Here is a 23,464-nt window from a genome sequence, read left to right as displayed (position 1 = left end):
TTGCTTGCCCGAGGGGGAACCGGGGCGGGGGGTGGTGAGAAGCGGACCGGAGAACCCCCGCCGGTGCCGGACCTTCCCCGGGACCGGCACCGGCGAAGCTTTGCGGTGACGCTGGGCGTGAAACTCGCTCGGCCACCTCGACGATCAGACTACTCGCCTCCACCGACAATCCGGGCGGTTCGATCATGATGGCGCGGTAGTAGCACCCTGGCGAGCTGAACCCCCGACAGATACAGCTCACCCGGGACACCACTTCATAACGTTCCGGAACAACCGACTTTCAGTTTCGGAAGCCTAGGAGCCGAAACGTTGCATCTGCGTTGCATTCACGCCCATGCGCCGGTCGAGCACCCGAATCTTGGCCTCTATCTGGGTATACAGCGCGGAGTCGCGATCCACGGTGGACCGGTAGACCGCCCACGCCGCGGCGTCGTCGCGGCCCTCGGCGCACGCGGTCCAGCGGCCGAGCACCACCGCGTCCTCGGACCGCAGCACCGCGCTGCGCAGCCGCACCCGCAACTCGTCGCGAATGTCCATGACTCCCGGCGCGATCGAGCGCGGCAGCACCGGCCCGGCGTACAGCCGCACCGCGGTCTCCACATCGCCGGAGTCCAGTGCCGCCCGCAGCGCCTCGATATCGGTGGCGAGCGGCACCAGCAGCCGATACGGCCGCGAGCCGACCACCGCCGCCCCGATCACCCCGCGCAGCCGCGACATCGCGGCCCGCACGGTGGCATTGTCCAGGTCGGTGTCGTCGAGCAGCAGCGCCAGATGGTCCGCGGACAGCCCCTCGGGATGTTCGGCCAGCAGCAGCAGGATCTCGGCGTGCCGCTGCGACAACGGAATACGCTCCCCGGCCACGGTCAGCTGCGGCTGGCCCAGGCCCAGCACCTCGAGCCCGAGCCGGTCCGGCGACCGCGCCGGGCTCGACCGTGCCGCCGCGCCGGGGCCTTCCGCGCCGCGCCGCGCGAATCGCGCCGCGGTCAGCGCGAGATCCATCTCGGCGGCGGTCGCCGCGGCCTTGACCAGGGCCAGCACCTCCGGCTGCGCCACCCGCGCCCCACCGGCGATCATCAACACCCCGACCAGGCGTCCGTCCGGATCGTGCACGGGCGCAGCGGCTCCCGTGAGCCGATGCATGCGGCGCAGGAAATGCTCGGGCCCGTGGATCCAGGCCGCGCGCCCGGTGCGCACCACCAGCCCGATCGCATTGGTCCCCACGCGCCGCTCGCTCAGATCGTCGCCCTCGCGCACACCGGCCGCGGTCACCGCCGCCACCCGATCGGGATTGCCGTGCACCGACAACACCCGGCCGAACTGGTCGGCGACCACCACGATCAGCCCGGAACCGGTGGCGTCCTGCAGCAGCAGCCGATCCACCAGCGGCATCACCGCCGCGATCGGATGGCTCTCGCGATAGCGTTGCAGATCCGTGCCGCGCAGGCCGCGCCCGTCGACGGCATCGAGCGGATCGACCCCGCCGCGCATGCTGCGCAGCCACGATTGCAGCACCATGGGCCGCAGCAGACCCGGGAGTTGATCGGTGCCCGCGCCGAGATGGTCGTGGGCCTGGGCGGCATAGGTTTCCAGCGCACCCAGGCGCGTGTCGGGCTCCGCTCCGGGTTCCACCACGCCGCCACCTGCGAGATTGCTGACCATTCGCCTTCTTTCCGCCCCAGCACTGTACCGGCGGACAATCGGCACGGCCTATCGAGCCCGGCGTTTGTCCGTCAGGTCACAGTCTGTCGGTCGGAGGGCCGAAAGTCGGGGGGACGGCGGAATTTCCGCGGCGCTCGGGCGATCAGTGCCGGGGCACCACGGGCCGCAGCGCGGCGACATTGCGGGCCCGCACGGCGCCCCACCACAATCCGGTTCCGTAGGCGAGATCGTCGAGCCGTTTGCAGAATAAATAGCGCAGCGGGTCCAGCCCGCCCGTCTCGCGATGGGTGAACCAATCGGCGAGCCCGTCGGCCACCGCCAGGGTGAACGCGATCCGGCGAATGCGCCGCGAGGCCACCATCGCCAGCACCGTCACCGGCCAATAATGGCGGCACAGCGCGGATACGATCCGCCACACCCCCGCGGAAAAGCCCCGGGCCAGTTGAATTGCCGCGACCCGGGTCGGATTGTCGAGTTCGGCGAATACCCGCCGCAGCCGGGCCAATGCCGCGGCGAGCGTGAGCACCCCGATCAGCACGCCCCGGCGCGAGCCGCTCGCCAGCAGGGCCGTGGCCACCACCGTCCAGAACGGCACCGACAGCGGCGTCGCCATCCCGGCGTGCCGACCCGCCAGCGGGGCCGCGCTCGCCCCGTGGGAGACCTTGCGCCCGAACCACTTCCCCACCGAGACCGGATGATCGCACGCCACGTGCGCGGCGGGCTCGTAGCGCAGCCGCCAGCCCGCCTGCTCCAGCCGCCAGCACAGATCGATGTCGGCGGCCGAGCGCATCCCCTCGTCGAAACCGCCCTCGGCCAGCAGCGCCCGCCGCCGCACCAGTAACGCCGCGCCCGGCACATAGGACACCGCGCCGCGGGAGGTCACCGCGGCCTCGCGCCGCCCGCGATCCAGCGACGAGCGGGCCTGCTCGTAGCGGCCGAGCACGGTGGTGTCCTGCTCGCGCGCCACGATCCGCGGCGCGACCAGCGCGACCTCCGGATCGCTGAAGTGCCCGAGCATCACCTCGAGCCACCCGGCGCGCGGCACCACGTCGGAGTCCAGGAAGGCCACGAATTCGGTTGTCGCGGCCCGTAAACCGGCATTGCGGGCGGCCGCGGCCCCGTGGCGCCGGTCGTGCCGCAGCACCGTCACCCGGCAGCGGCCGCGGGTGCGCGGAATCGGCACCGGCCGGTCCGAGCCGTCGTCGACCACCACGACGCTGTGCCCGCGCAGGGTGCCGAGCAGCCGCTCCAGCCCGGCCGCGTCGTTGTAATGCGGCACCACCACGGTGACGTCCTCGGGCGAGGGCAGCAGCCGGGGGCGCGGGTTGCCCACCCCGGAATCGAGCAGCCGTCTGGCAACCACCGCCGATGTCGGATCGGTCACCTCCAGGTACCCGTCACCGATCAGGGCGGCCGCCTCCGGCGCGAGCCGCAGCAACCTCGTCGGAGAACCGCCGACCAGGAATCGCCCGCCGGAGTAGGTGCGCACCCGGGGATCGATCCGGACCCCGAACCCGTCGGGCAGTCGATCATGGCGCATTCCTGGGATGCTATGCGGTGATTGCCGTTCCGGCAGCCCGTGTCGAAAAAAACGCATTGAAATCGATGCGAATACCCGACCCGGCTCCGGCGCGTCCCGCAGCGGACCGGCGCGCAATTCGCCACGATTGCTGGCAATCGAATGGCAACCATCACTTCGGAGGGGCGCAGATCACATTGCGCCGCCGCCTGGTTCACCATTGGCAAATACCGCGGTGAGCCGTTGCTCACAGACCGGCCCGGTCGGGGCGACGCACGCGAACCCGCTGCCCGAGGGGTTCTCTAGACTGCGGAGGGAAAAAGCATGTTGAACAGCAGATGACGAATCGGCCGCCGTACGGGTGGGCTGCGGCACGGTCTCGAGGTGGCATGGGAGTCGGACGGATGCAGACGAGCGGGGGCGGCAATACATTGTCGGAATCCGAGATCGTCGAGGCGGCGCTGCGGGTGGTGCGCGAGGACGGCGTGGAGAAGCTGTCCATGCGGCGCCTGTCGCGCGAACTCGGCGTCTCGCCGATGGCCCCGTATTACTACGTCGCCGACAAACGCGAACTACTCGACCTGGTCGCCAGCGCGGCGCTGACCGGGGTCCGCAAGCCGCCGCCGGATTCGGGGCCGTGGCAGCACCGGCTGCGCGACCTCATCGATCAGATCGATGAGAAGCTGCGCAAGCACCCCGGTCTCGGCGACGTGCTCATCGAACAGATGCTGGGCAAGCAGCTCGACCTGATCGCCGCGGTGATGGAGATCCTGTTCGACGCGGGCTTCAGCGACCGCAATGTGCTGGCGGCCTACGCCACCATTCACACCTACCTGTTCGGCCGGGCCCGGGTGAATCCCCGCGACCGCGCCCCGCTCACGGACGTGACGCTTCCGGAGGCGGTCGAGCGCGCCGTCGCGCACATGGCCGACCTGCGCGGTAGGTACTCCTACGACTTCGGCATGGACGTGCTGGTCGCGGGCCTGGAGGCCCAGCTTGTCCGCCAGGAGAACGGCCACGTATAGTGAAACTAGAACACGTTCTAGTTTCCCGAGAGGACACCATGACCACCGTCGACGTACCGCACGGCTCGCGATCCGCCGTGCTGCGAATCTCCGCGGTCATCGCCGAGACCGCCGATGCGTGCTCGCTGGTCTTCGAGGTGCCGGAGGAACTGGGCGAGCGGTTCGCCTATCAGCCGGGCCAGTTTCTCACCCTGCGCATCCCGAGCGAGCGGACCGGCTCGGTGGCGCGCTGCTACTCGCTGGCCTCCTCGCCGCACACCGACGACCGGCCCAAGGTCACCGTCAAGCGCACGGCCGACGGCTACGCCTCGAATTGGGTGTGCGACAACGTGAAAGCGGGCGACGAGCTCGAAGTGCTGCCGCCCTCAGGGGTTTTCACGCCCAAGGATCTCGACGAGGATCTGCTGCTGTTCGCGGCGGGCAGCGGGATCACGCCGGTGATGTCGATCCTGAAGTCGGCGCTGGCCCGCGGCGGCGGTCGGCTGGTGCTGGTCTACGCCAACCGCGATGCCGAATCCGTCATCTTCGCAGCGGAATTGCGCGAACTGGCCGAGAAGCATCCGCAGCGGCTGGTGGTGGTGCACTGGCTCGAGACGCTGCAGGGCCTGCCCAGCGCCGAGGCGCTGGCCGCCCTCGCCGCCCCCTACACCGGCCATCGCGCCTTCCTGTGCGGCCCGAAGGCGTTCATGGATCGGGTGCACGACGCGCTGGCCCAGCTCGGCATGCCCCGAAACCGTACGCACGCCGAGGTTTTCACGTCCCTGTCGGGCGACCCGTTCGCCGAGAGCGCCCCCGCGGAGGTATCGGAGCAGGAGGCCGCCGACGCGGCCACCGTCGAGGTCGAGCTCGACGGTCAGGTGCACAACCTGCGCTGGCCGCGACGGCAGACGCTGGTGGACATCATGCTGGCCAAGGGAATCGACGTGCCGTACTCCTGTCAGGAGGGCGAATGCGGCTCGTGCGCCTGCACCATCCTCGAGGGCAAGGTCGAGATGGACAACTGCGAGATCCTCGACCCGGAGGACATCGAGTCCGGATACATCCTGGGCTGCCAGGCACATCCGGTGACCGATCACCTCAAGATCCAGTTCTGACGGCCCATTTGGCCGGAATCACAAGAGGATCCCGGCCAAAAGCATGCCGGGATCGACGGGACGGCATGCCGGGATCGACGAGATGGCACGCCGGGATCGACGAGATGGCACGCCGGGATCGGGGAGGCGCCGGGATCGGGGAGGCGCCGGGATCGGCTGGGGCGCTAGAGCGAGGCGGCTGCACCCACCGCGCCGAGGATGCGGCCGGACTCGAAGGCGGCCGCGCTCGAGGGCAGGGTGCCCGGGCGGCCGCTGTTGAGCACGGTCACCGTGCCGGATCCGGCCGAGTCGCGGCCGAGGGCGTCGATGCGCCGAAGGGTTTGGGCCGCAACGGCTTCGGCGCTGTCGAAGAGGCGGATGTCGGCGGGGAGGGCGGCCACGATGGCGTCCAGCACCAGCGGATAGTGGGTGCAGCCGAGCACGATGCCCTCGGTGCCGGGCGGGGTCTGCGCGACGGCGGCCTCGATGGCCTTCTCGATCGCGGGCAGATCGCCCCGGTCGATGGCGTCGGCGAGGCCGTGGCAGGCCACCCCGACCACATCGGCGTCGCCGCCGAAGCGGGCGATCAGATCGGCCTGATAGCTGCTGGCCGTGGTCGCCGCGGTCGCCCAGACCGCGACCGTGCGGCACGCGGCCGCCGCGGGCTTGATCGCCGGAACCGTGCCGATCACCGGCACCTCGGGCCCGACCTCGGCGCGCACATATTCGAGCGCGGTGACACTGGCCGTATTGCACGGGATCACGACCACCTCGGCGCCCCGCTCGCGTGCGCGCCGGGTCGCCGCGAGCACCCGTTCGGTCACCCAGTCGTCGGGCTTCGGTCCCCAGGGCGCGCCGTCGGGATCGGTCTGCAGCAGCAGATCCAGATCCGGCCGCAGGCGGCGCAGCCACGCGCTCGTGGGTAGCAGACCCAGTCCGGAATCGATCAGCGTGACGATCACGATCCCACTGTATTAGCGGCCGTCGACCGTCGCTCAGCCGACCTGCGCCCCGCTCATGGCCGCGACGAGCGCGGCGCGCATCTTCATCACCTGCGCGGTGCGCCCGGCGCCGACGACCGCGGTCAGCGCGCCGTCGGCGAAGTAGTGGGCGACGAACCTACGGCCGTCGTCGTCGAGCACCCGCACCTCGTCGGCCCCGCCCGGGGTGCCCAGCACCTGGAGTTTCAGGTCGTACTGATCGCTCCAGACGTAGGGCACCCGGACCGCGGCCGGCGGCGTCGTACCCAGCAGCGCGCAGGCGAGCAGCTTGGCCTGCTCACCCGCGCTGGTCCAGTGCTCGACCCGACGCGCGCGCCCGGTCTCGTGCCGCCAGGCGGCGACATCGCCCACCGCCCAGACGCCCGCGATCGCGGTCCGGCCCACCTCGTCCGCCAGTACTCCGCCGCCCGCACGCGGCTCGGCCACCGGGATGCCGGTATCGGCAAGCCATTCGGTGACCGGTACCGAGCCGACGCCGACCACCACCAGGTCGGCCGCCACCTCGGCACCGTCGGACAATACCGCACCGCGCACCGAATCCGACTCGACGACAAGAGATTCCACACCGACTTCACAGCGGACGTCGACACCCTCGTCGCGGTGCAGGCGCGCCAGCAGCCCGCCGACCCGCTCGCCGAGCGCGGCGGCCAGCGGTGTCGGCTGCGGTTCCACCAATACCACCGCCAGGCCGCGGGCGCGGCAGCTCGCCGCCAGCTCGCAGCCGATGAATCCGGCGCCTACCACGAGTACCCTTGCCGCACTTTCCAATTCGTCGCGCAATGCGGTGGCGTCGGCGTGGCTGCGCAGTACGTGCACGCCGGAGGCCGCCGCCAGGCCCGCAATCCGCCTGGGGCGCAGGCCCGTTGCGATGATCAGCTGGTCGTAGTCGATGCCCGATCCGTCGGCCAGCAGCAGCCGCCGGGCCGCGGTGTCGACGCCCGCCGCGGGCACACCCAGGCGCAGCTCGATGTCCTTCTCGGCGAAGAATTCGGCGGGCCGCAGCGTGGTGTCGTCGATCTCGCCGCGCACGAACTGCTTGGACAGCGGCGGCCGGTCGTACGGCAGCCGCGGCTCGTCCCCGACCAGGATCAGCCCGCCGGTATGCCCGGCCCGCCGCAGCTCCTCCGCGGTGCGCAGGCCCGCCAAGCCCGCGCCGACGATCACGATCGGACGTTCGCTCACCTGCACGACAACCACCTTATTCTAGAACTTGTTCTATTTTCCATCGTGATCGGCGGCACAGCCGACGGGGGTCCCGAATTGTATCCGCACAGATATTGATCGGGCGGTCAATCAGAGTTATACCGGGAGGAGAACACAATCCACTGCCCCGAGGAGGCACATCATGTTCAGCGAGAGTCGCGCGCAGGACTTCGTAGCCCTGGTACTCGGTGTTTTCACCGCCCTGTCGCCCATCTGGGTCGACCACAGCACACGGGCGATGTGGACGATGATCGTGCTGGGTGTGCTCATCGCGCTCAGCGCCCTGGCGCAAATGGCACGGCCGGGCCTGGCGGGCCTGGACTACGGCATGGGCCTGTTCGGCGTCCTGCTGTTCATCTCCCCGTGGGTGATGAACTTCCACGCCTACAATGGCGCCTCGTGGACGGCGTGGATCGTGGGCGTACTGACCGTGGTGATCGCGGTCGCGGCGCTGCCACAGGTGGCGGGCCGTCTGCACACGGCACATTGATGCCGGGGCCGATATCCCGTAGGGCGCGGCGTCGCCGCAACCGTGAGGTCGACGGCGACGCCCGCCAGCTCATCCTGGATGCGGCCGAAAATCTCTTCGCGACACGAGGATTCGATGCCACCCCGACGGCCGCCATCGCGACGGCCGCCGGGGTGCCGAAGGGCTTGGTCTTCTACTACTTCCCCACCAAGGATTCGATCCTGTCGGCGCTGGTGTCCGAGCGAGTGCCCGCCCACCCCATCGAGGACATCGAAACCGTCGTCGCACCCGGCGATCCGGCCCGCAGCCTGGTGAATCTCGATGCGGCACTGAATCTTCGCGATCACCACTCCTCGGTGCTGCGGGTCATCATGTGGCGCGAGGCCGACACCCATCCGGATGTACGCAAACAGTTGCGGCGCATGCGCGATCAGCTGCTCGACATCACCGCCCGGGTATTGCAGGCCAGTGCCCCGGCACCCGTCCGGCTCGACACCGTGCGGGCCTGTGCGGGCGCGTGGGTCTCGGCCATGCTGGCCATCGCGACCACCGACCGCCTGCACGCCCTCGACGGGCTCACCCTTCCCACGACCGAGGAAATCCTCAATATCTCGCAGGTCGTCGCGGCCGGAATGACCCATCTGGGCTGAGTCAGCGCGCGATCGGCGCGGACGCCACCGGTTCGTCCGGCACCGGGGTTTCCCGGCCGCGCCGCAGCATCAGGAACACGACCGCGCCGCCGAGCAGTCCGGCGACTCCGCTGATCGCCAGCGTGAGCTGCACCCCCGCCGCGGTCGGGAGTCCGTGCTCGGACGCCGAGCCCTGCGCCCCGCCGGTGAAAACGCCGCCCAGCGCGGCGATCCCGAGGGCATAACCCAGCTGCTGCACGGTATTGACCGCGCCGGTGGCCATTCCGGCCCGCTCCGGCGACACCGTGGCCACCGCGGCCGATCCCAGCGTCGCCGTGGTGAGCCCGACGCCCGCCCCCACCACGACGAAGCCGGGAAGCAGTGCCCACCAGGCGGATTCGCCGCTCAGCAGGAGCGCGCCGAGCACGCCGCCCGCTCCGATGACGATCAGCCCACCACCGAGCACCCGGTCCAGCGGCGCACCGTGCAGGCGGCGTCCGACCGTCCCGGAAACCAGAAAGGCCGTGGCGGACAGCGGCAGTCCCACCAGCCCGGCCCCGATCGGGCTCATCCCGAGCACCGACTGCATCCAGATCTGGGTGTACATGAGGGCGGCGAAGGCCGCGAAGTACAGGCAGATCGCGGCGATCAGCACACCGGCGAACGCGCGCTCGCGCAGCAGGGCGAGGTCCAGCATCGGCTCGGCCGAAAGCCGCTCCCGCACAACGAAGATCAGCAGCAGCGCGGCGGCCGCCGACAGTGTCGCACCGACCACCGGATCCGACCAGTCCCGCTCGTTCGCCCGGATCAGCGCGTAGGTCAGGGTCCCGGCGAACGCGCTGAACGCCAGCATGCCCGGCGCATCGATGCGGCCGCCCCGCCCGATCCGCCCGGCGGGCAGCACCGCGACGCACAGCGCCATGGCCGCCACCCCGATCGGGCCGTTGACGAAGAAGATCCACCGCCACGACGCCACCTCGGTCAGCAGGCCGCCCACCACCGGGCCGATCGCCGAGGACGCGCCCGCGACCGCGCCCCACAGGCCGTAGGCGACGGCCCGGTCCCGGCCCGCGTACGAGTCGTTCAGCAGCGCGAAGGTGGTGCAGGACATGGCGGCCGCGCCGACGCCCTGCACGATCCGCGCGGCGACGAGCACGGTCGGCGTCGGCGCCAGGCCGCAGAGCAGGGAGGCCCCGACGAACAACCCGATGCTCACCAGATAGGTCCGCCGGTGCCCGGCCCGGTCGGCGATCGATCCCGCGCCGAGCAGCAGCGCCGCCATGGCCAGCGCGTACCCGTCGACCACCCATTGCAGCGCGCCGACGGAGGCGCCGAGCGAGTGCCGCATATCCGGCAGCGCCACGTTCACGATGGTGACGTCCACCAGCAGCATGAAGGTGCCGAGGCAGATCGTCAGCAGCGGCAGCCATTTCCGCACGATCGTTGTCCTTTCCCGATAGTCGACGAAGCGGCGTCGAGTATCGACGCAGGCGCGCGATTCGTTCACCGGCAAGGGATTTCGGCGTAGATTTCCGGCTGTGACAGCCTCGTCGGTGCGCGGAATCGTCTTCTCGGATCCGCTGGATGCGCAGATCGTGCACGCCCTGCAGCTCGACCCGCGGGCGCCGTTCAGCCGGATCGCCGCGGAGGTGGGCGTGGCGGAGCAGACCGTCGCCCGCCGCTATCGGCGGCTGCGGCGCGACGGCGTGGTGCGGGTGATCGGCGCGGTCGACCCCCGCGCGCTGGGCGAGAACGACTGGATGATTCGGGTGCGCTGTCGCCCGGACGGGGCCGCGGCCGTGGCCGAGGCCCTCGCCGGGCGCGAGGACGCCTCGTGGATCAGCATCTGCGCCGCGGGCGCGGAGGTCGCCTTCTCGCTGCACCCGCGCAGCGCGCACGAGCGCGACGATCTGCTGGTGCAGCGGTTACGGCGCAGCGCGCCGGTGCACGACGTGCAGGCGGCGATGATTCTGCAGCGGTTCGTGCGCCACGATGTCCGCGATTGGCGCGGGCGCCGATATGCGAGCGGGACACGGGATTCGATCCTCGCCGACGGTGATTCCGATTCGGCGCTGCACGAGACCGATCGGACGCTGCTGGAACTGCTCGCCCGCGACGGCCGGACCAGCTATTCCGCGCTCGCGCGCGCGACCGGGACGAGCATCGGGCGCGTCACCCGGCGGATCGCCGCGCTACAGGACGGCGGAATTCTCTATTTCGATCTCGATATCGCCCCGGCGGCAACGGATTACGGCTGTGCGGCATTCCTCTGGCTACGGGTCGCGCCGCCGCACTGGCAATCGGTGGGGCAGGCGCTGGCCGACCACGAGGAGACGAGCTATGTCGCGGCGATCAGCGGCTCGTTCAATATCATGGCCTGCCTCGACACCGCCGGCGCCGCGGATCTGTTCCCGTACGTGAACACGAGAATCGCGGCGCTCGCGGGTATTCACGGCTTCGAGCTGGTGCCGGTGCTGCAGCGGGTGAAGCAGGCGGGGGCCCGCACGGTGAACGGCCGGCTGGCCCCGCCGCTACCGGCTCCCGCGCGCCCAGGGCCGCGCCGCCGCCGGTGAGCCCGCCACCGGAAAAGCGATCGATCGAATTCGTCGAACGGCCACCGCTTTGTTTCAGCTACAACTTTCCGGTTTTCCGATTTGGGGCTATCGGACTATTGGACTTAATTGTGCAGTATTCAAGCAAATTTCCAGCCGAGATGCGGTTGTGATTGGCCCGCGCGAAAGGATTGCGCGCGTCGTGCTGGATCACGGTCCGGTCAACGTGCAAGGATCTCGGCGAGCTCCGAGGGTTCGCCGCCCGCGTCCAACGCGACATCGGCCGGTCGGCGGGCACGAATCCGATCGCCGCCTCCGGCGGCCGGATCGGGCCCGAAAAACCGGGCGGGCCAGCGAAAATGCGGAGCGCGGGGCGGATCCGCGCAATGCGACGAATACAAGAAGATACCCCGCGGGGTCGCAGACCACCGATACGGAGGTAAGAATGGCGACTATGACCGATGCCGACTTCGCCAGTCTCGGGGAACCCCATCGTGCCCGGCCGGAGGGTTATCGACTCACCCATCCGGGCAACGACTCGGGCCCGGCACTGACCGGTGTCGACATACCCTCCACCACCGGACGCACCTCGCTGGGCCGGTCCGACGGCGGCGTCGCGTGGTCCACACCGGAATTCGCCACGCTGTGGCAGACCAGCGGCACACAGCCCACCCCGGCCCGGCCGGAGCCCGCGCGGCCCGAATCGCTGACCGCCGCGCCGGATTCGGTCCCCATTCGGCACGAATCGGGCGGCTACTCGCTCGAATCGCGCGCGGACGTCGACCCGGCCCGCTCCGCCCTCGACTCCCCGCGCACCGACTCCACCGCCGCGCCCACGGGCGCCGAGTCGCCGTTCCCCGCGAGCTCCGGGCTGCCGCAGCGCGCGGAGGGCGCGGCCCGGCGTATCAATATCGATGAAGAGGTCGCCCGCATTGCCGCGGAGGCGACCCGGCAGATCAATGCGGAGGCCGCCCTGCGAGCGAACGCCGAAGCGGCACAACGAGCCAACGCGGAGGCCATACAGCGGGCGAACGCGGAAGCCGCCCAACGCACCAATGCCGAGGCAGCACAACGAGCCAACGCCGAGGCAGCGCAGCGGGCGAATGCCGAAGCAGCACAACGGGCCAACCCGGAAGCCTCACAGCGGACGAACGCGGAAGCCACACCACGCACGAATGCCGAGGCAACACAGCGAACGAACGCCGGAGCGACACAATGGACTAACGCCGAAACCGCACAACGGACGAACACCGGAGCGGCACGATGGGCCAACACCGAAGCTGCGCAACAGACGAACACCGGGGCGACACAATGGCCCAACACCGAAATTGCACAACGGACGAACACCGGAGCGACACAATGGGCCAACACCGAAGCTGCGCAACAGACGAACACCGGGGCAACACAATGGCCCAACACCGAAATTGCACAACGGACGAACACCGGAGCGACACAATGGCCCAACACCGAAGCTGCGCAACAGACGAACACCGGGGCAACACAATGGCCCAACACCGAAATTGCACAGCGGGCGAGCACCGAGGCGGCGCAATGGGTTAACGCCGAGACCGCACAGCGGGCCGATGTCGAGGCGGCTCGGCGCGCCGATGCCGAGGCCGTGCAGCGGGCGAATATCGAAGCGGCGCAACGTGTCATCGCCGACTCCGGGAAGCGCACCGGCGCCAATGCGGGACAGCATCCCGATATCGAATTCTCTCGCCTGGCCAATACCGGCGCGACACAACGCATTACGAGCGAGCCGACGCCGTACGGCACTGCCGAGGGCACGCAGCGGCCCGGCACCGATGCCGTCCCGCGGGTCAATGCCGTCAATGCCGATGCGGCGCAACGCGTCGCCGCCGAGCCCGCCCGCACCAACTCCGTCCGGCACCCCGGGGCGACGACACGGCACACCAATGCCCAGCCCGATCGGCACGGCGAGGCCGACGCTCAGCACACCGAGGAGTTCGCCGCCCATCGACTCGGCGGGGCGGCACACCGGAGCAACTCGGTGCTCGGATCCCGGCCGAATACCGACGCGGCGTCGGGTCGGCGCGCCAATCGGCACTCGCAGCCGCTGGACGACACCCCGGCCAGCGTCGATGTGCATCTGGTGATGCACCTGCTGCTAGCCAGCCACAACCTCGAATCCGTTGCCAAGAAGGCCGAATCGGGCGCCATCGACCTGGACGAGTTCGTGCGGGCGGCGTACCGGACCCGGACCGCGGCCGTGGATCTGGTCGCGGCGTGGTTCGGCGGGCCCACGCAGATGCGGGAATTCGCGGAGGCACTGCTGGCGGCGACCGAATCCGCGTGACCGAGTCATAACAACCAAAAGGGCCGCTCCCCAAGGGGAGCGGCCCTTTCTGGTCACTTGCTACGCAAGATCACTTCACGATCTTCGTGACCCGACCGGCGCCGACGGTGCGGCCACCCTCACGGATCGCGAAGCGCAGGCCCTCTTCCATGGCGACCGGCTGGATCAGCTTGACGCTCATCTCGGTGTTGTCGCCCGGCATGACCATCTCGGTGCCCTCGGGGAGGGTCACGACGCCGGTCACGTCGGTGGTGCGGAAGTAGAACTGCGGGCGGTAGTTGTTGAAGAACGGGGTGTGACGGCCGCCCTCGTCCTTCGACAGGATGTACGCCTGGCCCTCGAACTCGGTGTGCGGGGTCGTGGTGCCCGGCTTGATGACGACCTGACCACGCTCGACATCGTCGCGCTTCAGACCGCGAACCAGCAGACCGACGTTGTCACCGGCCTGGCCCTGATCCAGCAGCTTGCGGAACATCTCGATGCCGGTGATGGTGGTCTTCTGGGTCTTCTCGCGGATGCCGACGATCTCGACTTCCTCGTTCACGTTGATCACGCCACGCTCGACGCGACCGGTGACGACGGTGCCACGACCGGTGATCGTGAAGACGTCCTCGATCGGCATCAGGAACGGCTTCTCGGTCTCACGGACCGGGTCCGGGATCGACTCGTCGACCGCGTTCATCAGCTCGAGCACCGAGTCGACCCACTTCTGGTCGCCCTCCAGGGCCTTCAGGCCGGAGACGCGGACGACCGGAGCCTCCTCGTCGAACTCCTGGGCGGCCAGCAGCTCGCGGACCTCCATCTCGACGAGCTCGAGGATCTCCTCGTCGTCGACCATGTCCGACTTGTTCAGCGCGACCAGGATGTAGGGCACGCCGACCTGACGGGCGAGCAGCACGTGCTCACGGGTCTGCGGCATCGGGCCGTCGGTGGCGGCGACCACGAGGATGGCGCCGTCCATCTGGGCCGCACCGGTGATCATGTTCTTGATGTAGTCGGCGTGGCCCGGCGCGTCGACGTGGGCGTAGTGCCGCTTCTCCGTCTGGTACTCGACGTGGGAGATGTTGATCGTGATACCACGAGCCTTCTCCTCCGGCGCCTTGTCGATCTGATCGAACGCGAACGCCGCATTCAGATCCGGGTACTTGTCGGCCAGAACCTTGGTGATAGCCGCCGTCAGCGTGGTCTTGCCGTGGTCGACGTGACCGATGGTGCCGATGTTGACGTGGGGCTTCGTCCGCTCGAACTTCGCCTTCGCCACTTGATGTCCTCCTGGACTTGTTGGTGCTTGCTAAGCAGCAGTGCGGTTTTGGGATCGCCCCCGCATACGCGGGGATCGGGTCGTGCTGACGCTCGGCTTACTCGCCGGTCGCCTTGGCGATGATCTCCTTCGACACGTTGGCCGGAACCTCCGCGTACGAATCGAACACCATGGAGAAGTTCGCCCGGCCCTGGGTCTTCGACCGCAGGTCACCGATGTAACCGAACATCTCCGAGAGCGGAACCAGCGCCTTGACGACACGGGCACCACTGCGTTCCTCCATGGCCTGGATCTGACCACGGCGGGAGTTCAGGTCGCCGATCACGTCGCCCATGTAATCCTCGGGCGTGGTGACCTCGACAGCCATCAGCGGCTCGAGGATCACCGGACCGGCCTTGCGGGCCGCTTCCTTGAGGGCCTGCGCACCCGCGATCTTGAACGCCATTTCCGAGGAGTCGACCTCGTGGTAGGCGCCGTCGAGCAGTGCGGCCTTCACGTTGACCAGCGGGTAACCGGCGAGGACACCGTACTGCATGGCGTCCTGGATACCGGCGTCCACCGACGGAATGTACTCCTTCGGCACGCGGCCACCGGTGACCTTGTTCTCGAACTCGTAGGTCGCGCCGTCCTCGCCGGTGAACGGCTCGACGGCGATGATCACGCGCGCGAACTGACCCGAACCACCGGTCTGCTTCTTGTGCGTGTACTCGAGCTTCTCGACCTTCTTGGTGATGGTCTCGCGGTAGGCCACCTGCGGCTTACCGATGTTGGCCTCGACCTTGAACTCACGCTTCATGCGGTCGACGTAGATGTCGAGCTGGAGCTCGCCCATGCCGCCGATGACGGTCTGGCCGGTCTCCTGATCCAGCTTCACGTTGAAGGTGGGGTCCTCCTCCGCGAACTTCTGGATGGCGGTGCCCAGCTTCTCCTGGTCGGCCTTGGTCTTCGGCTCGATGGCCACCTCGATGACCGGATCCGGGAAGGTCATGGACTCCAGCACGATCTGGCTCTGCGGATCGCACAGGGTGTCGCCGGTGGTGGTGTCCTTCAGACCGATGACCGCGTAGATGTGGCCGGCCTGGGCCTCGGTGACCGGGTTCTCCTTGTTGGAGTGCATCTGGAACAGCTTGCCCAGGCGCTCCTTCTTGCCCTTGGTCGAGTTGATGACCTGGGCGCCGGAGTCGACCTTGCCCGAGTACACGCGGATGTAGGTCAGCTTGCCGAAGAACGGGTGGGTCGCGACCTTGAACGCCAGCGCCGCGAACGGCGCGGTGACGTCGGCATCGCGATGGATGATCTCGTCTTCCTTGTTCGGGACGTGACCATCGGTGCCGCCGTCGTCCAGCGGGTTCGGCAGGTAGTCGATCACGGCGTCGAGCATGGGCTGCACGCCCTTGTTCTTGAACGCCGAACCACAGAGCACGGGGTAGAGCTCGGAGTTGACGGTCAGCTTGCGGATGGCGCCCTTGATCTCCTCGATCGAGAGCTCCTCGCCGCCGAGGAACTTCTCGAGCAGCTCCTCGTCCGACTCGGCGACGGCCTCGAGCAGCTCCTGGCGGTACTGCTCGGCGCGCTCGGCCAGATCGGCGGGGATCTCGACGGTCTCGTAGGACTCGCCGAGCTTGGTCTCGCCCTTCCAGACCTTGGCGTTCATCTCGACCAGGTCGACGATGCCCTCGAAGTCGTTCTCGGCGCCGATCGGCAGCTGAATGACCAGCGGCTTGGCACCCAGACGGTCCTTGATGGTCTGCACGGTGAAGTAGAAGTCCGCACCCAGCTTGTCCATCTTGTTGACGAAGCAGATGCGCGGGACGTCGTACTTGTCGGCCTGCCGCCAGACCTGCTCGGACTGCGGCTCAACGCCCTCTTTGCCGTCGAAGACCGCGACCGCGCCGTCGAGCACGCGCAGCGACCGCTCCACCTCGACCGTGAAGTCGACGTGGCCGGGCGTGTCGATGATGTTGATCTGGTTGTCTTTCCAGAAGCAGGTCGTCGCGGCGGACGTGATCGTGATGCCGCGCTCCTGCTCCTGGGCCATCCAGTCCATCGTGGCCGCGCCGTCGTGAACCTCACCGATCTTGTAGGTGATACCGGTGTAGAAGAGGATACGTTCGGTTGTCGTGGTCTTACCGGCATCGATGTGCGCCATGATGCCGATGTTGCGGACCTTGTTGAGGTCGGTGAGCACGTCCTGTGCCACTGAAATCTTCCCCGCTCTGTCTTGTGTAGACGCTCAGGCTTGTTGGATCTACGGGAACGGCCCTGGCCCCTGGGTGGGGGCCCGAGGCCCATCACTTGTTCAACGTCGGGCGCGGCGCTATAGTGCCGCGCCCGACTGTGACTCGCCTCCCGGCGCCGTCACCGGCGATCCGGGAGCCGAGTCACCAGCGGTAGTGCGCGAACGCCCGGTTGGACTCGGCCATCTTGTGGGTGTCCTCGCGACGCTTCACCGACGCGCCCAGGCCGTTGCTGGCATCCATGAGCTCGTTGGCCAGGCGCTCGACCATCGTCTTCTCGCGACGCTGCCGGGAGAAGTTGACGAGCCAACGCAGGGCCAGCGTGTTGGCGCGACCCGGGCGAACCTCGACCGGAACCTGGTAGGTGGCGCCACCGACACGACGCGGCTTGACCTCGAGCGACGGCTTGACGTTGTCCAGCGCGCGCTTGAGGGTCACGACCGGGTCGGTGCCCGTCTTCTCGCGAGCCTGCTCGAGGGCGCCGTACACGATGCGCTCGGCGGTGGACTTCTTGCCGTCCAGCAGAATCTTGTTGACCAGCTGCGTCACCAGAGGCGAGCCGTAGACCGGGTCGTTGATCAGGGGGCGCTTGGGAGCGGGACCCTTACGCGGCATTAGCTCTTCTCCTTCTTGGCGCCGTAGCGGCTGCGGGCCTGCTTGCGGTTCTTCACACCCTGGGTGTCGAGCGAGCCGCGGATGATCTTGTAGCGCACACCCGGGAGGTCCTTCACACGACCGCCGCGCACGAGCACCATCGAGTGCTCCTGCAGGTTGTGGCCCTCACCGGGGATGTAGGCCGTGACCTCGACCGCGCTGGTCAGGCGAACACGCGCGACCTTACGCAGCGCGGAGTTCGGCTTCTTCGGGGTCGTGGTGTACACGCGGGTGCACACGCCACGACGCTGCGGGCTCCCCTTCAGGGCCGCGGTCTTCGTCTTCGCGACCTTGTCGCGGCGACCCTTGCGGACCAGCTGGTTGATGGTTGGCATAGACCGGCTTTCCTCGTTGGTAACCAGGGTGTCTGGAACTTCATGTCTTTGTCATCGAGCTTTCACCCGCTCGCCGGACCGCGTTCCTCGCGTCCCGAGGTCGGGCGTGTCGCGCGCAGCGTATACCCCTTTTTCAGAGCACACTGAAACGGTCGGCCGCTCTCGCTGGCTTACGTCCTGCACACAAGCTGCCCGCACGCTTCCGGGCACAGCGATCCACGATACCCGTCGGCGCGGCGAGGGGCAAAAGTGGGCCCCCCGTGGTAGTCGCGAGGACGCGTTGGCCGGGGCGGACGCTGTGGGGTTTATCGGGCCAGGTTCAGGGTCAACTCTGCCAGCTTCTTCGCTCCCTCGCACGGGTCGGGGTGACCGCCGGGTAGATAGTTGAGCCACCAGCCGATGATTCCGGTGTCGGCCGCGGGCGCCATCACGCCGCAGGAGTCCGGATCGTTGGGTCTGCGCACCTGTAGCGCGCGGCGGCTCTGGATGCTCACCTCGGTGGTGACGTAGCCGAGGCGGTCGTTGTTCTGCTTCTCGTTGGTGAGCGAGCCCATCTCGTACCAGTTCAGCGTGGCCATGCCGTCGGTCGGCGCGCCGGACAGGCTCCACATGCACACCGCGCCGTTGAACGAGGAGAAGATGCCCTGCGCGCCGGTCGCCTTGGCGATCTCGTCCTGCTTGACCACCTCGCACTCGCGCAGCAGCTTGTCGAAGTTGGTGTTGACGCCGCCGCTGCCCGCGGGCTGGGGATTGCCGGGGATGGTGCGGCCGCAGCCGGAGAGCGTCGCGGCGAGGGCGAGCGCGGCGAGCGCGGCCGTGGCCAGTCGTGTCCTCATCCCGGCCCTCATTTCAGTCGCTGCACGGTCAGCTCGGCCAGCTTGCGGTTCTTGTCGCACGGATTGCCGCCGGGCGCGGGGCCGATCGCGCCGGCGGCCGTGGACCATTCGAAGAAGTCGTCGCCCAGCTGCACGGCCAGATCGCAGATGGTGCCGTCGGCGGTGGCGTCCTGAAAACCCTTGTGCCCGCCCACATCGATGTTCTCCGGATTGCGGCCCTGCGCGCTGACCCAGGCCCGCTCGCGATCGATCGGGCTGCCCCGGTAGGACGCGAAAGTGACGGTCGCCGCGGCCAATCCGGGCCCCTGCCAGTTGCAGCCGACCGAGTTCTTGAACGAGACCGAGACCTGGCCGAGCCCGCCGATGTCGCGCACCTCGTCGTCGGTCACATGGCCGCACTCCCCCACGAACGGACCGAGTGCGGCCACCTTGGCAGGTGGCCGCACCGCGGGTGTATCCGTATTCGATTTACCGTCCGACCCGCAGCCCGCCAGCAGCGCGGCGAGTGCCGTCGCAGTACCGATCGCCGCCGTGATCCGCATGCAGGTGACTCTACCGAGCCGAGCCGAATTCAGAGATTGCCGCGGGCGTCCTGCTCGCGCTCGATGGCCTGGAACAGGGCCTTGAAGTTGCCCTTGCCGAAGCCCAGCGAACCGTGCCGCTCGATGAGCTCGAAGAACACCGTGGGGCGGTCGGTCAGCGGCTTGCAGAAGATCTGCAGCAGGTAGCCGTCCTCGTCGCGGTCGACCAGGATGCCGCGGGACTTCAACTCCTCCACCGGAACCCGGACCTTGCCGATGCGGGCGCGCAGCTCCGGATCCTCGTAGTAGGCGTCGGGGGTGTCGAGGAATTCGACGCCCTCGCGGCGCAGCGCGTCGACGGTGGTGAGGATGTCGCCGGTGGCCAGCGCGATGTGCTGTACGCCCGGGCCGCGGTAGAACTCCAGGTACTCGTCGATCTGGGACTTCTTGCGCGCCACGGCCGGTTCGTTGAGCGGGAACTTCACGCGGTGGTTGCCGTTGGCCACCACCTTGCTCATCAGCGCCGAGTAGTCGGTGGCGATGTCGTCGCCGACGAATTCGGCCATGTTCTGGAAACCCATGACGCGGTTGTAGAACTGGACCCAGGTGTCCATCTGGCCGAGTTCGACATTGCCGACCACGTGGTCGATGGCCTGGAACAGCCGCTTGGGCGCGCCCTCGCGCGGGACGAACGCCGACTTGCGAGCGATATAGCCGGGCAGATACGGCCCGTCGTAGCGGGAGCGGTCCACCAGGGTGTGCCGGGTGTCGCCGTAGGCGGCCAGGGTGGCGGAGCGGACGGTGCCGAATTCGTCGGCGTCGTCGTGCGGTTCGACCAGGACGGTGGCGCCGTGCAGTCGCGCCCACTTGACGCACTTGTCGACGTCGGGCACCTCCAGCGAGATGTCGAGAACGCCGTCGCCGTGCCGGTCGTGGTGGTCGACGAACGCGCTCTCGGGATCGACCGCGCCCTTGACCACGAATCGCGCGCTGCCGCTGCGCAGCACGTAGGACTTGTGGTCGCGGTTTCCGGTCTCCGGCCCGGCGTACGCCTCCAGCCGCATGCCGAACGCGGATTCGAGGTAGTGCGCGAACTGGGTGGCGTTGCCCACGACCCAGACCAGCGCGTCCCAGCCGAGGACCGGGAACGGATCTTTCTCCGGGTCATGGTCGACCAGTCCGACGAGACGACGGAGTTCGTCGTCACTCGGCACCGCGGACCGGGTATCCCTGGGAAGGTGCTCGGTAGTCATGCCCCTAGGTAATAGCCGTAGCGCTGCACTGAGCAATATCGCCGAAATTCGGTAGACACCCTGGTGAATTACGTCACCAAACCGGCCCATGTGCTGGACAATTTGAATAGAACAGTAGGGCGTAGGAAGAGGACCGATGGGACGTACCGCCGCGAAGCTGGACGAACTGGATCTGGCGATCCTGACCGCCATGCACGAATACCAGAAGGCGGGCATCCTCGAGCTGTCGCGCCGCACCCGAGTCGCACGTGCCACCGTACAGTCACGGATCGCACGGATGGAGGAATCGGGGGTCATCGCATCCTACGATCCCCAGATCGACGTCACCGCGGCCGGTTTCGACGTGCAGGCGTTCGTGACACTCGAGATCGCCCAGGGCGCGCTCGAGGCCGTCGCCACCGACCTCGAGGGCATTCCGGGAGTGCTGGAGGCGTATGCCACCACCGGCTCCGGCGACGTGCTGTGCCGCATCGGCGCGGACTCGCACGCGGGCCTGCAATCGGTGCTGCTGAGCATCGACCGCAGCCACGCGGTGGTCCGCTCGCACAGCGTGATCGTGCTGTCGACGGTGGTCGATCGGCGTGCCTTACCGCTGCTGCGCACCCTCACCCCCGCCGGAACGAGCAAGGCCCCGGCCTACAGGCACGCGCAGTAGGTCTCGGGCTCGCACCACCTTGGTCCCGGCGTGCCTCGCACCACCTTGGTCCCGGCCTGCCTCGCACCACCTTGGTCCCGGCCTGCCTCGCATCACCTTGGTCCCGGCGTGCTTTTGGCCGGGACCTCACCGAGGATTCCGGCCAAAAGCACGCCGGAATCAAGGTCGGGTCAGGGCAGGTCGGCGAGCTGAGAGATCAGCTCCCGCAGGTTCTTCCAGGACTTGACGTCGTCCGCCGAGCCGGTGTGCGGCCACCGGAAGCGGTGCACGTACTCGGCCGTGTCGGTGAGATCCCAACGCAGGCGGTACAAATCGAGCAGCGCGGGTTCGAGTGCCACACCGGTGGCGGCCGTGTAGGCGGCGAGCACCGAGCCGTCGCCGGGGTCCAGGTCCCACAGGTCGCGTTCGGGCGGGGCGAGTAGCGCGGTGTCCCAGTCGATGAGCCGCCAGCCGTCCGGGGCGTGAATGGTGTTGCCCGCGTGCGGTTCGCCGTGGGTGACGACGGCGCGGTCCGCGTGCGCGCGCGCCGCGGCGACGAGCGCGTCGTAGCGGGCCAGGCCCCGGCGCAGCGCGGTCGCGGTGTCGCGCAGCAGGTCTCGCATCGGTTCGGCGTAGGGCCCGGTGGCGGGGATCGGGGCGCCGGACAGCAGCGACTCGACCTCCTCGCGATGCGCGATGGTGTAGTCGTCGGGCCGCACGACCGCCGGGGGCGCGGCCCGGTGCACCGCGACGAGCATGTCCAGGACCGCGCGGCGATGCTCCTCCTCGCGGAACTCGCCGAAGTCGAAATGCCGTCCGGCCACGTGCGGATAGCACGCGACGGCGAACCGCTCGGCCACCCGCACCGCCACCGCGCCCTCGGCCGCGGGCAGCGGCGCCACGACGAAATCCAGGCCGTCGGCGCGCAGGGCCGCGGCCGTGCCGAGCGCGGCCAGCAGCCGCTCGAACGCCGCCGGGACGACCTCGTCCACCGTGACGAACCAGCGCCGATCGCCGACGCCGGTGACCGCCCAGTGGTGGCTGCCGAAACCCACCGGCAGGTACTCCAGGCCGACCGCCTCGATCGCCCAGTGCCGCGCCAGCGTGGCGGTGAGCAGGTCGTCCGGCAGGTCGGGGGGCGGAGTCAGCATGCGTCGCAGCTTAAGTCGCGGCCCTGCCCGACACGATCCGTTATTCGCCGGTCGTTCGCTCAGCGCAGGGTCACCACGACCTTGCCGGTGGCGGTGCGATTGTCCAGCGAGGCAACGGCTTCGGCGGCGCGATCGAGCGGGTACACCACCGGCCGCGGGGCCTCGATCGCCCCGCTCGCCAGCAGCGGCTCCACCTCGGCCCACTGCCGCTGCAGGTACCCGGGATTGGTCATGACCCACTCGCCCCAGGCCGCGCCGACGACCTCGACATTGTTGAGCAGCAGGCGATTCACCTTCACGGTCGGGATCTCGCCCGCGGTGAAGCCGACCACCAGCAACCGTCCGGCAGGCGCCAGCGAGCGAATGCTGTCGGTGAAGCGGTCGCCGCCGACCGGGTCCAGGACGATGTCGACGCCGCGCCCGCCGGTGAGCTCCTTGACCGCGGCGAGCCAGCCGTCGGTGCGCACCACGTCGGTGGCGCCGTTGTCGCGGGCCACGCGCTCCTTCTCCGCGGTGCTGACCACCGCGATCACCCGGCCCGCGCCGAGCGCCGCCGCCATCCGCAGCGTGGACGTGCCGATCCCGCCCGCCGCGCCGTGCACCAGCACCGTCTCGCCGGGCGCCAGCCGACCGCGGTTGCGCAGGCAGAAGTGGACGGTCAAGTCGTTGAACAGGATTCCCGCGCCCGCCTGGAGCGAGACGTTGTCCGGCAACCGGAACACCATCTGCGCCGGGACCACCGCGACCTCGGCCAGGGCATTGCCCAGCAGCGTCAATCCCACCACCCGGTCGCCCGCGCGCACGTGCGCGCCGTCCGGCGCCGTACGCACGATTCCGGCGATCTCGCCGCCGACGACGAACGGCAGTTCCGGCTTCATCTGATAAAGGCCGCGGGTCATCAGCACATCGGGAAACGCCACCCCGGCGGCGTGTACGTCGATGACGACACCGTCCGGATACGCTGCCGGTTCCGGGATGTCGACGATCTCGATGGCCTCGGGTCCCTCGAGCCTGCTCACCTGGGCTGCGCGCATGATCGACCTCTCTGTCCGCGGATGCTGCGACCAAGTTAATCGGTATTCGCATCCGGCCGTCGACGGGGGTATACCGCGCACTCTCCCTGTCCGGGGCAGCG

Annotated in this window: 21 protein-coding genes; 7 read left to right on the top strand and 14 right to left on the bottom strand. The window is 68.8% G+C overall.

All coding sequences use genetic code 11. The features are described from left to right. Positions 1-294 precede the first annotated feature (294 nt). Together HPY32_RS24260 and mftF are read right to left on the bottom strand one after the other, a co-directional pair. On the bottom strand, positions 295-1,659 hold the full coding sequence (locus HPY32_RS24260) for a GAF domain-containing protein (protein WP_067594033.1): 1,365 nt from the start codon (positions 1,657-1,659) through the stop codon (positions 295-297). A gap of 142 nt (positions 1,660-1,801) precedes the next feature. Then, a complete protein-coding gene (gene mftF, locus HPY32_RS24255) occupies positions 1,802-3,199 on the bottom strand; it encodes a mycofactocin biosynthesis glycosyltransferase MftF (RefSeq protein ID WP_067594036.1) in 1,398 nt (465 codons plus the stop codon). Positions 3,200-3,582: 383 nt separating this feature from the next. On the opposite strand from mftF, the gene mftR2 reads away from it, so the two are divergent. Further along, on the top strand, positions 3,583-4,203 hold the full coding sequence (mftR2, locus tag HPY32_RS24250) for a mycofactocin system transcriptional regulator MftR2 (protein ID WP_082871740.1): 621 nt from the start codon (positions 3,583-3,585) through the stop codon (positions 4,201-4,203). A 38-nt stretch (positions 4,204-4,241) separates the two neighbouring features. Further along, positions 4,242-5,297, top strand: coding sequence for a ferredoxin--NADP reductase (locus HPY32_RS24245; RefSeq protein ID WP_067594039.1), 1,056 nt, complete (start codon positions 4,242-4,244; stop codon positions 5,295-5,297). 164 nt (positions 5,298-5,461) lie between these two features. Here HPY32_RS24245 and HPY32_RS24240 read toward each other — a convergent pair whose 3' ends face one another. Continuing rightward, complete coding sequence (locus HPY32_RS24240; protein WP_067594042.1) at positions 5,462-6,238, bottom strand: glutamate racemase; 777 nt, start codon at positions 6,236-6,238, stop codon at positions 5,462-5,464. A 33-nt stretch (positions 6,239-6,271) separates the two neighbouring features. Further along, a complete protein-coding gene (locus HPY32_RS24235; RefSeq protein ID WP_231951877.1) occupies positions 6,272-7,459 on the bottom strand; it encodes an NAD(P)/FAD-dependent oxidoreductase in 1,188 nt (395 codons plus the stop codon). A 163-nt stretch (positions 7,460-7,622) separates the two neighbouring features. Between HPY32_RS24235 and HPY32_RS24230 the strand changes: the two genes are divergently transcribed. Together HPY32_RS24230 and HPY32_RS24225 are read left to right on the top strand one after the other, a co-directional pair. Next, the gene (locus HPY32_RS24230) at positions 7,623-7,970 is read left to right on the top strand and encodes an SPW repeat protein (protein ID WP_067594045.1); all 348 of its coding nucleotides are present in this window, start codon (positions 7,623-7,625) and stop codon (positions 7,968-7,970) included. Next, a complete protein-coding gene (locus tag HPY32_RS24225) occupies positions 7,970-8,599 on the top strand; it encodes a TetR/AcrR family transcriptional regulator (RefSeq protein ID WP_067594048.1) in 630 nt (209 codons plus the stop codon). The genes HPY32_RS24230 and HPY32_RS24225 overlap by 1 nt, the downstream gene beginning before the upstream one ends. Before the next feature lies 1 nt (position 8,600). Here the strand turns inward: HPY32_RS24225 and HPY32_RS24220 are convergent, their stop codons facing one another. Further along, a complete protein-coding gene (locus HPY32_RS24220) occupies positions 8,601-10,085 on the bottom strand; it encodes an MFS transporter (RefSeq protein ID WP_231951879.1) in 1,485 nt (494 codons plus the stop codon). A gap of 31 nt (positions 10,086-10,116) precedes the next feature. Between HPY32_RS24220 and HPY32_RS24215 the strand changes: the two genes are divergently transcribed. After that, entirely contained in the window at positions 10,117-11,151 is a 1,035-nt protein-coding gene (locus HPY32_RS24215; protein ID WP_067594055.1) for an Lrp/AsnC family transcriptional regulator, read from the top strand. Positions 11,152-11,584: 433 nt separating this feature from the next. Next, positions 11,585-13,447: a hypothetical protein gene (locus HPY32_RS24210; protein ID WP_067594058.1), complete on the top strand. Its 1,863-nt coding sequence runs from the start codon at positions 11,585-11,587 to the stop codon at positions 13,445-13,447. Between the two features lie 70 nt (positions 13,448-13,517). Here the strand turns inward: HPY32_RS24210 and tuf are convergent, their stop codons facing one another. The 7 genes from tuf to hppD all read right to left on the bottom strand — a co-directional run bounded on the left by tuf (position 13,518) and on the right by hppD (position 20,544). Continuing rightward, positions 13,518-14,708: an elongation factor Tu gene (tuf, locus tag HPY32_RS24205; RefSeq protein WP_067594060.1), complete on the bottom strand. Its 1,191-nt coding sequence runs from the start codon at positions 14,706-14,708 to the stop codon at positions 13,518-13,520. Between the two features lie 97 nt (positions 14,709-14,805). Further along, positions 14,806-16,857, bottom strand: a complete 2,052-nt coding sequence (gene fusA / locus HPY32_RS24200) for an elongation factor G (protein ID WP_216676454.1) — start codon at positions 16,855-16,857, stop codon at positions 14,806-14,808. Positions 16,858-17,089: 232 nt separating this feature from the next. Further along, positions 17,090-17,560, bottom strand: coding sequence for a 30S ribosomal protein S7 (rpsG, locus tag HPY32_RS24195; protein ID WP_067594068.1), 471 nt, complete (start codon positions 17,558-17,560; stop codon positions 17,090-17,092). Beyond that, the gene (gene rpsL, locus HPY32_RS24190; RefSeq protein ID WP_014353064.1) at positions 17,560-17,934 is read right to left on the bottom strand and encodes a 30S ribosomal protein S12; all 375 of its coding nucleotides are present in this window, start codon (positions 17,932-17,934) and stop codon (positions 17,560-17,562) included. The genes rpsG and rpsL overlap by 1 nt, the downstream gene beginning before the upstream one ends. 305 nt (positions 17,935-18,239) lie before the next feature. Continuing rightward, positions 18,240-18,770, bottom strand: a complete 531-nt coding sequence (locus HPY32_RS24185) for a DUF3558 domain-containing protein (protein ID WP_067594071.1) — start codon at positions 18,768-18,770, stop codon at positions 18,240-18,242. 8 nt (positions 18,771-18,778) lie between these two features. Continuing rightward, positions 18,779-19,312, bottom strand: a complete 534-nt coding sequence (locus tag HPY32_RS24180; RefSeq protein WP_067594074.1) for a DUF3558 domain-containing protein — start codon at positions 19,310-19,312, stop codon at positions 18,779-18,781. A 29-nt stretch (positions 19,313-19,341) separates the two neighbouring features. Further along, positions 19,342-20,544 (bottom strand): 4-hydroxyphenylpyruvate dioxygenase, encoded by a 1,203-nt coding sequence (gene hppD, locus HPY32_RS24175; RefSeq protein WP_067594077.1) that lies wholly within the window; start codon positions 20,542-20,544, stop codon positions 19,342-19,344. Between the two features lie 136 nt (positions 20,545-20,680). Here hppD and HPY32_RS24170 point away from each other — a divergent pair, with 136 nt between their 5' ends. Beyond that, a complete protein-coding gene (locus tag HPY32_RS24170) occupies positions 20,681-21,199 on the top strand; it encodes an Lrp/AsnC family transcriptional regulator (RefSeq protein ID WP_067594080.1) in 519 nt (172 codons plus the stop codon). A gap of 170 nt (positions 21,200-21,369) precedes the next feature. On the opposite strand, the gene HPY32_RS24165 is transcribed toward HPY32_RS24170, so the two are convergent. Together HPY32_RS24165 and HPY32_RS24160 are read right to left on the bottom strand one after the other, a co-directional pair. Continuing rightward, entirely contained in the window at positions 21,370-22,329 is a 960-nt protein-coding gene (locus tag HPY32_RS24165; protein ID WP_082871742.1) for a phosphotransferase family protein, read from the bottom strand. Between the two features lie 59 nt (positions 22,330-22,388). Then, positions 22,389-23,363, bottom strand: a complete 975-nt coding sequence (locus HPY32_RS24160; protein WP_067594083.1) for an NADPH:quinone oxidoreductase family protein — start codon at positions 23,361-23,363, stop codon at positions 22,389-22,391. Positions 23,364-23,464 lie beyond the last annotated feature (101 nt).

Source organism: Nocardia terpenica (assembly GCF_013186535.1).
In the GTDB taxonomy this organism is placed as follows: Bacteria; Actinomycetota; Actinomycetes; order Mycobacteriales; family Mycobacteriaceae; genus Nocardia; species Nocardia terpenica.
The sequence above is the reverse complement of the archived record's forward strand: the minus strand, read 5'-3'. Positions and strand labels throughout refer to the sequence as shown.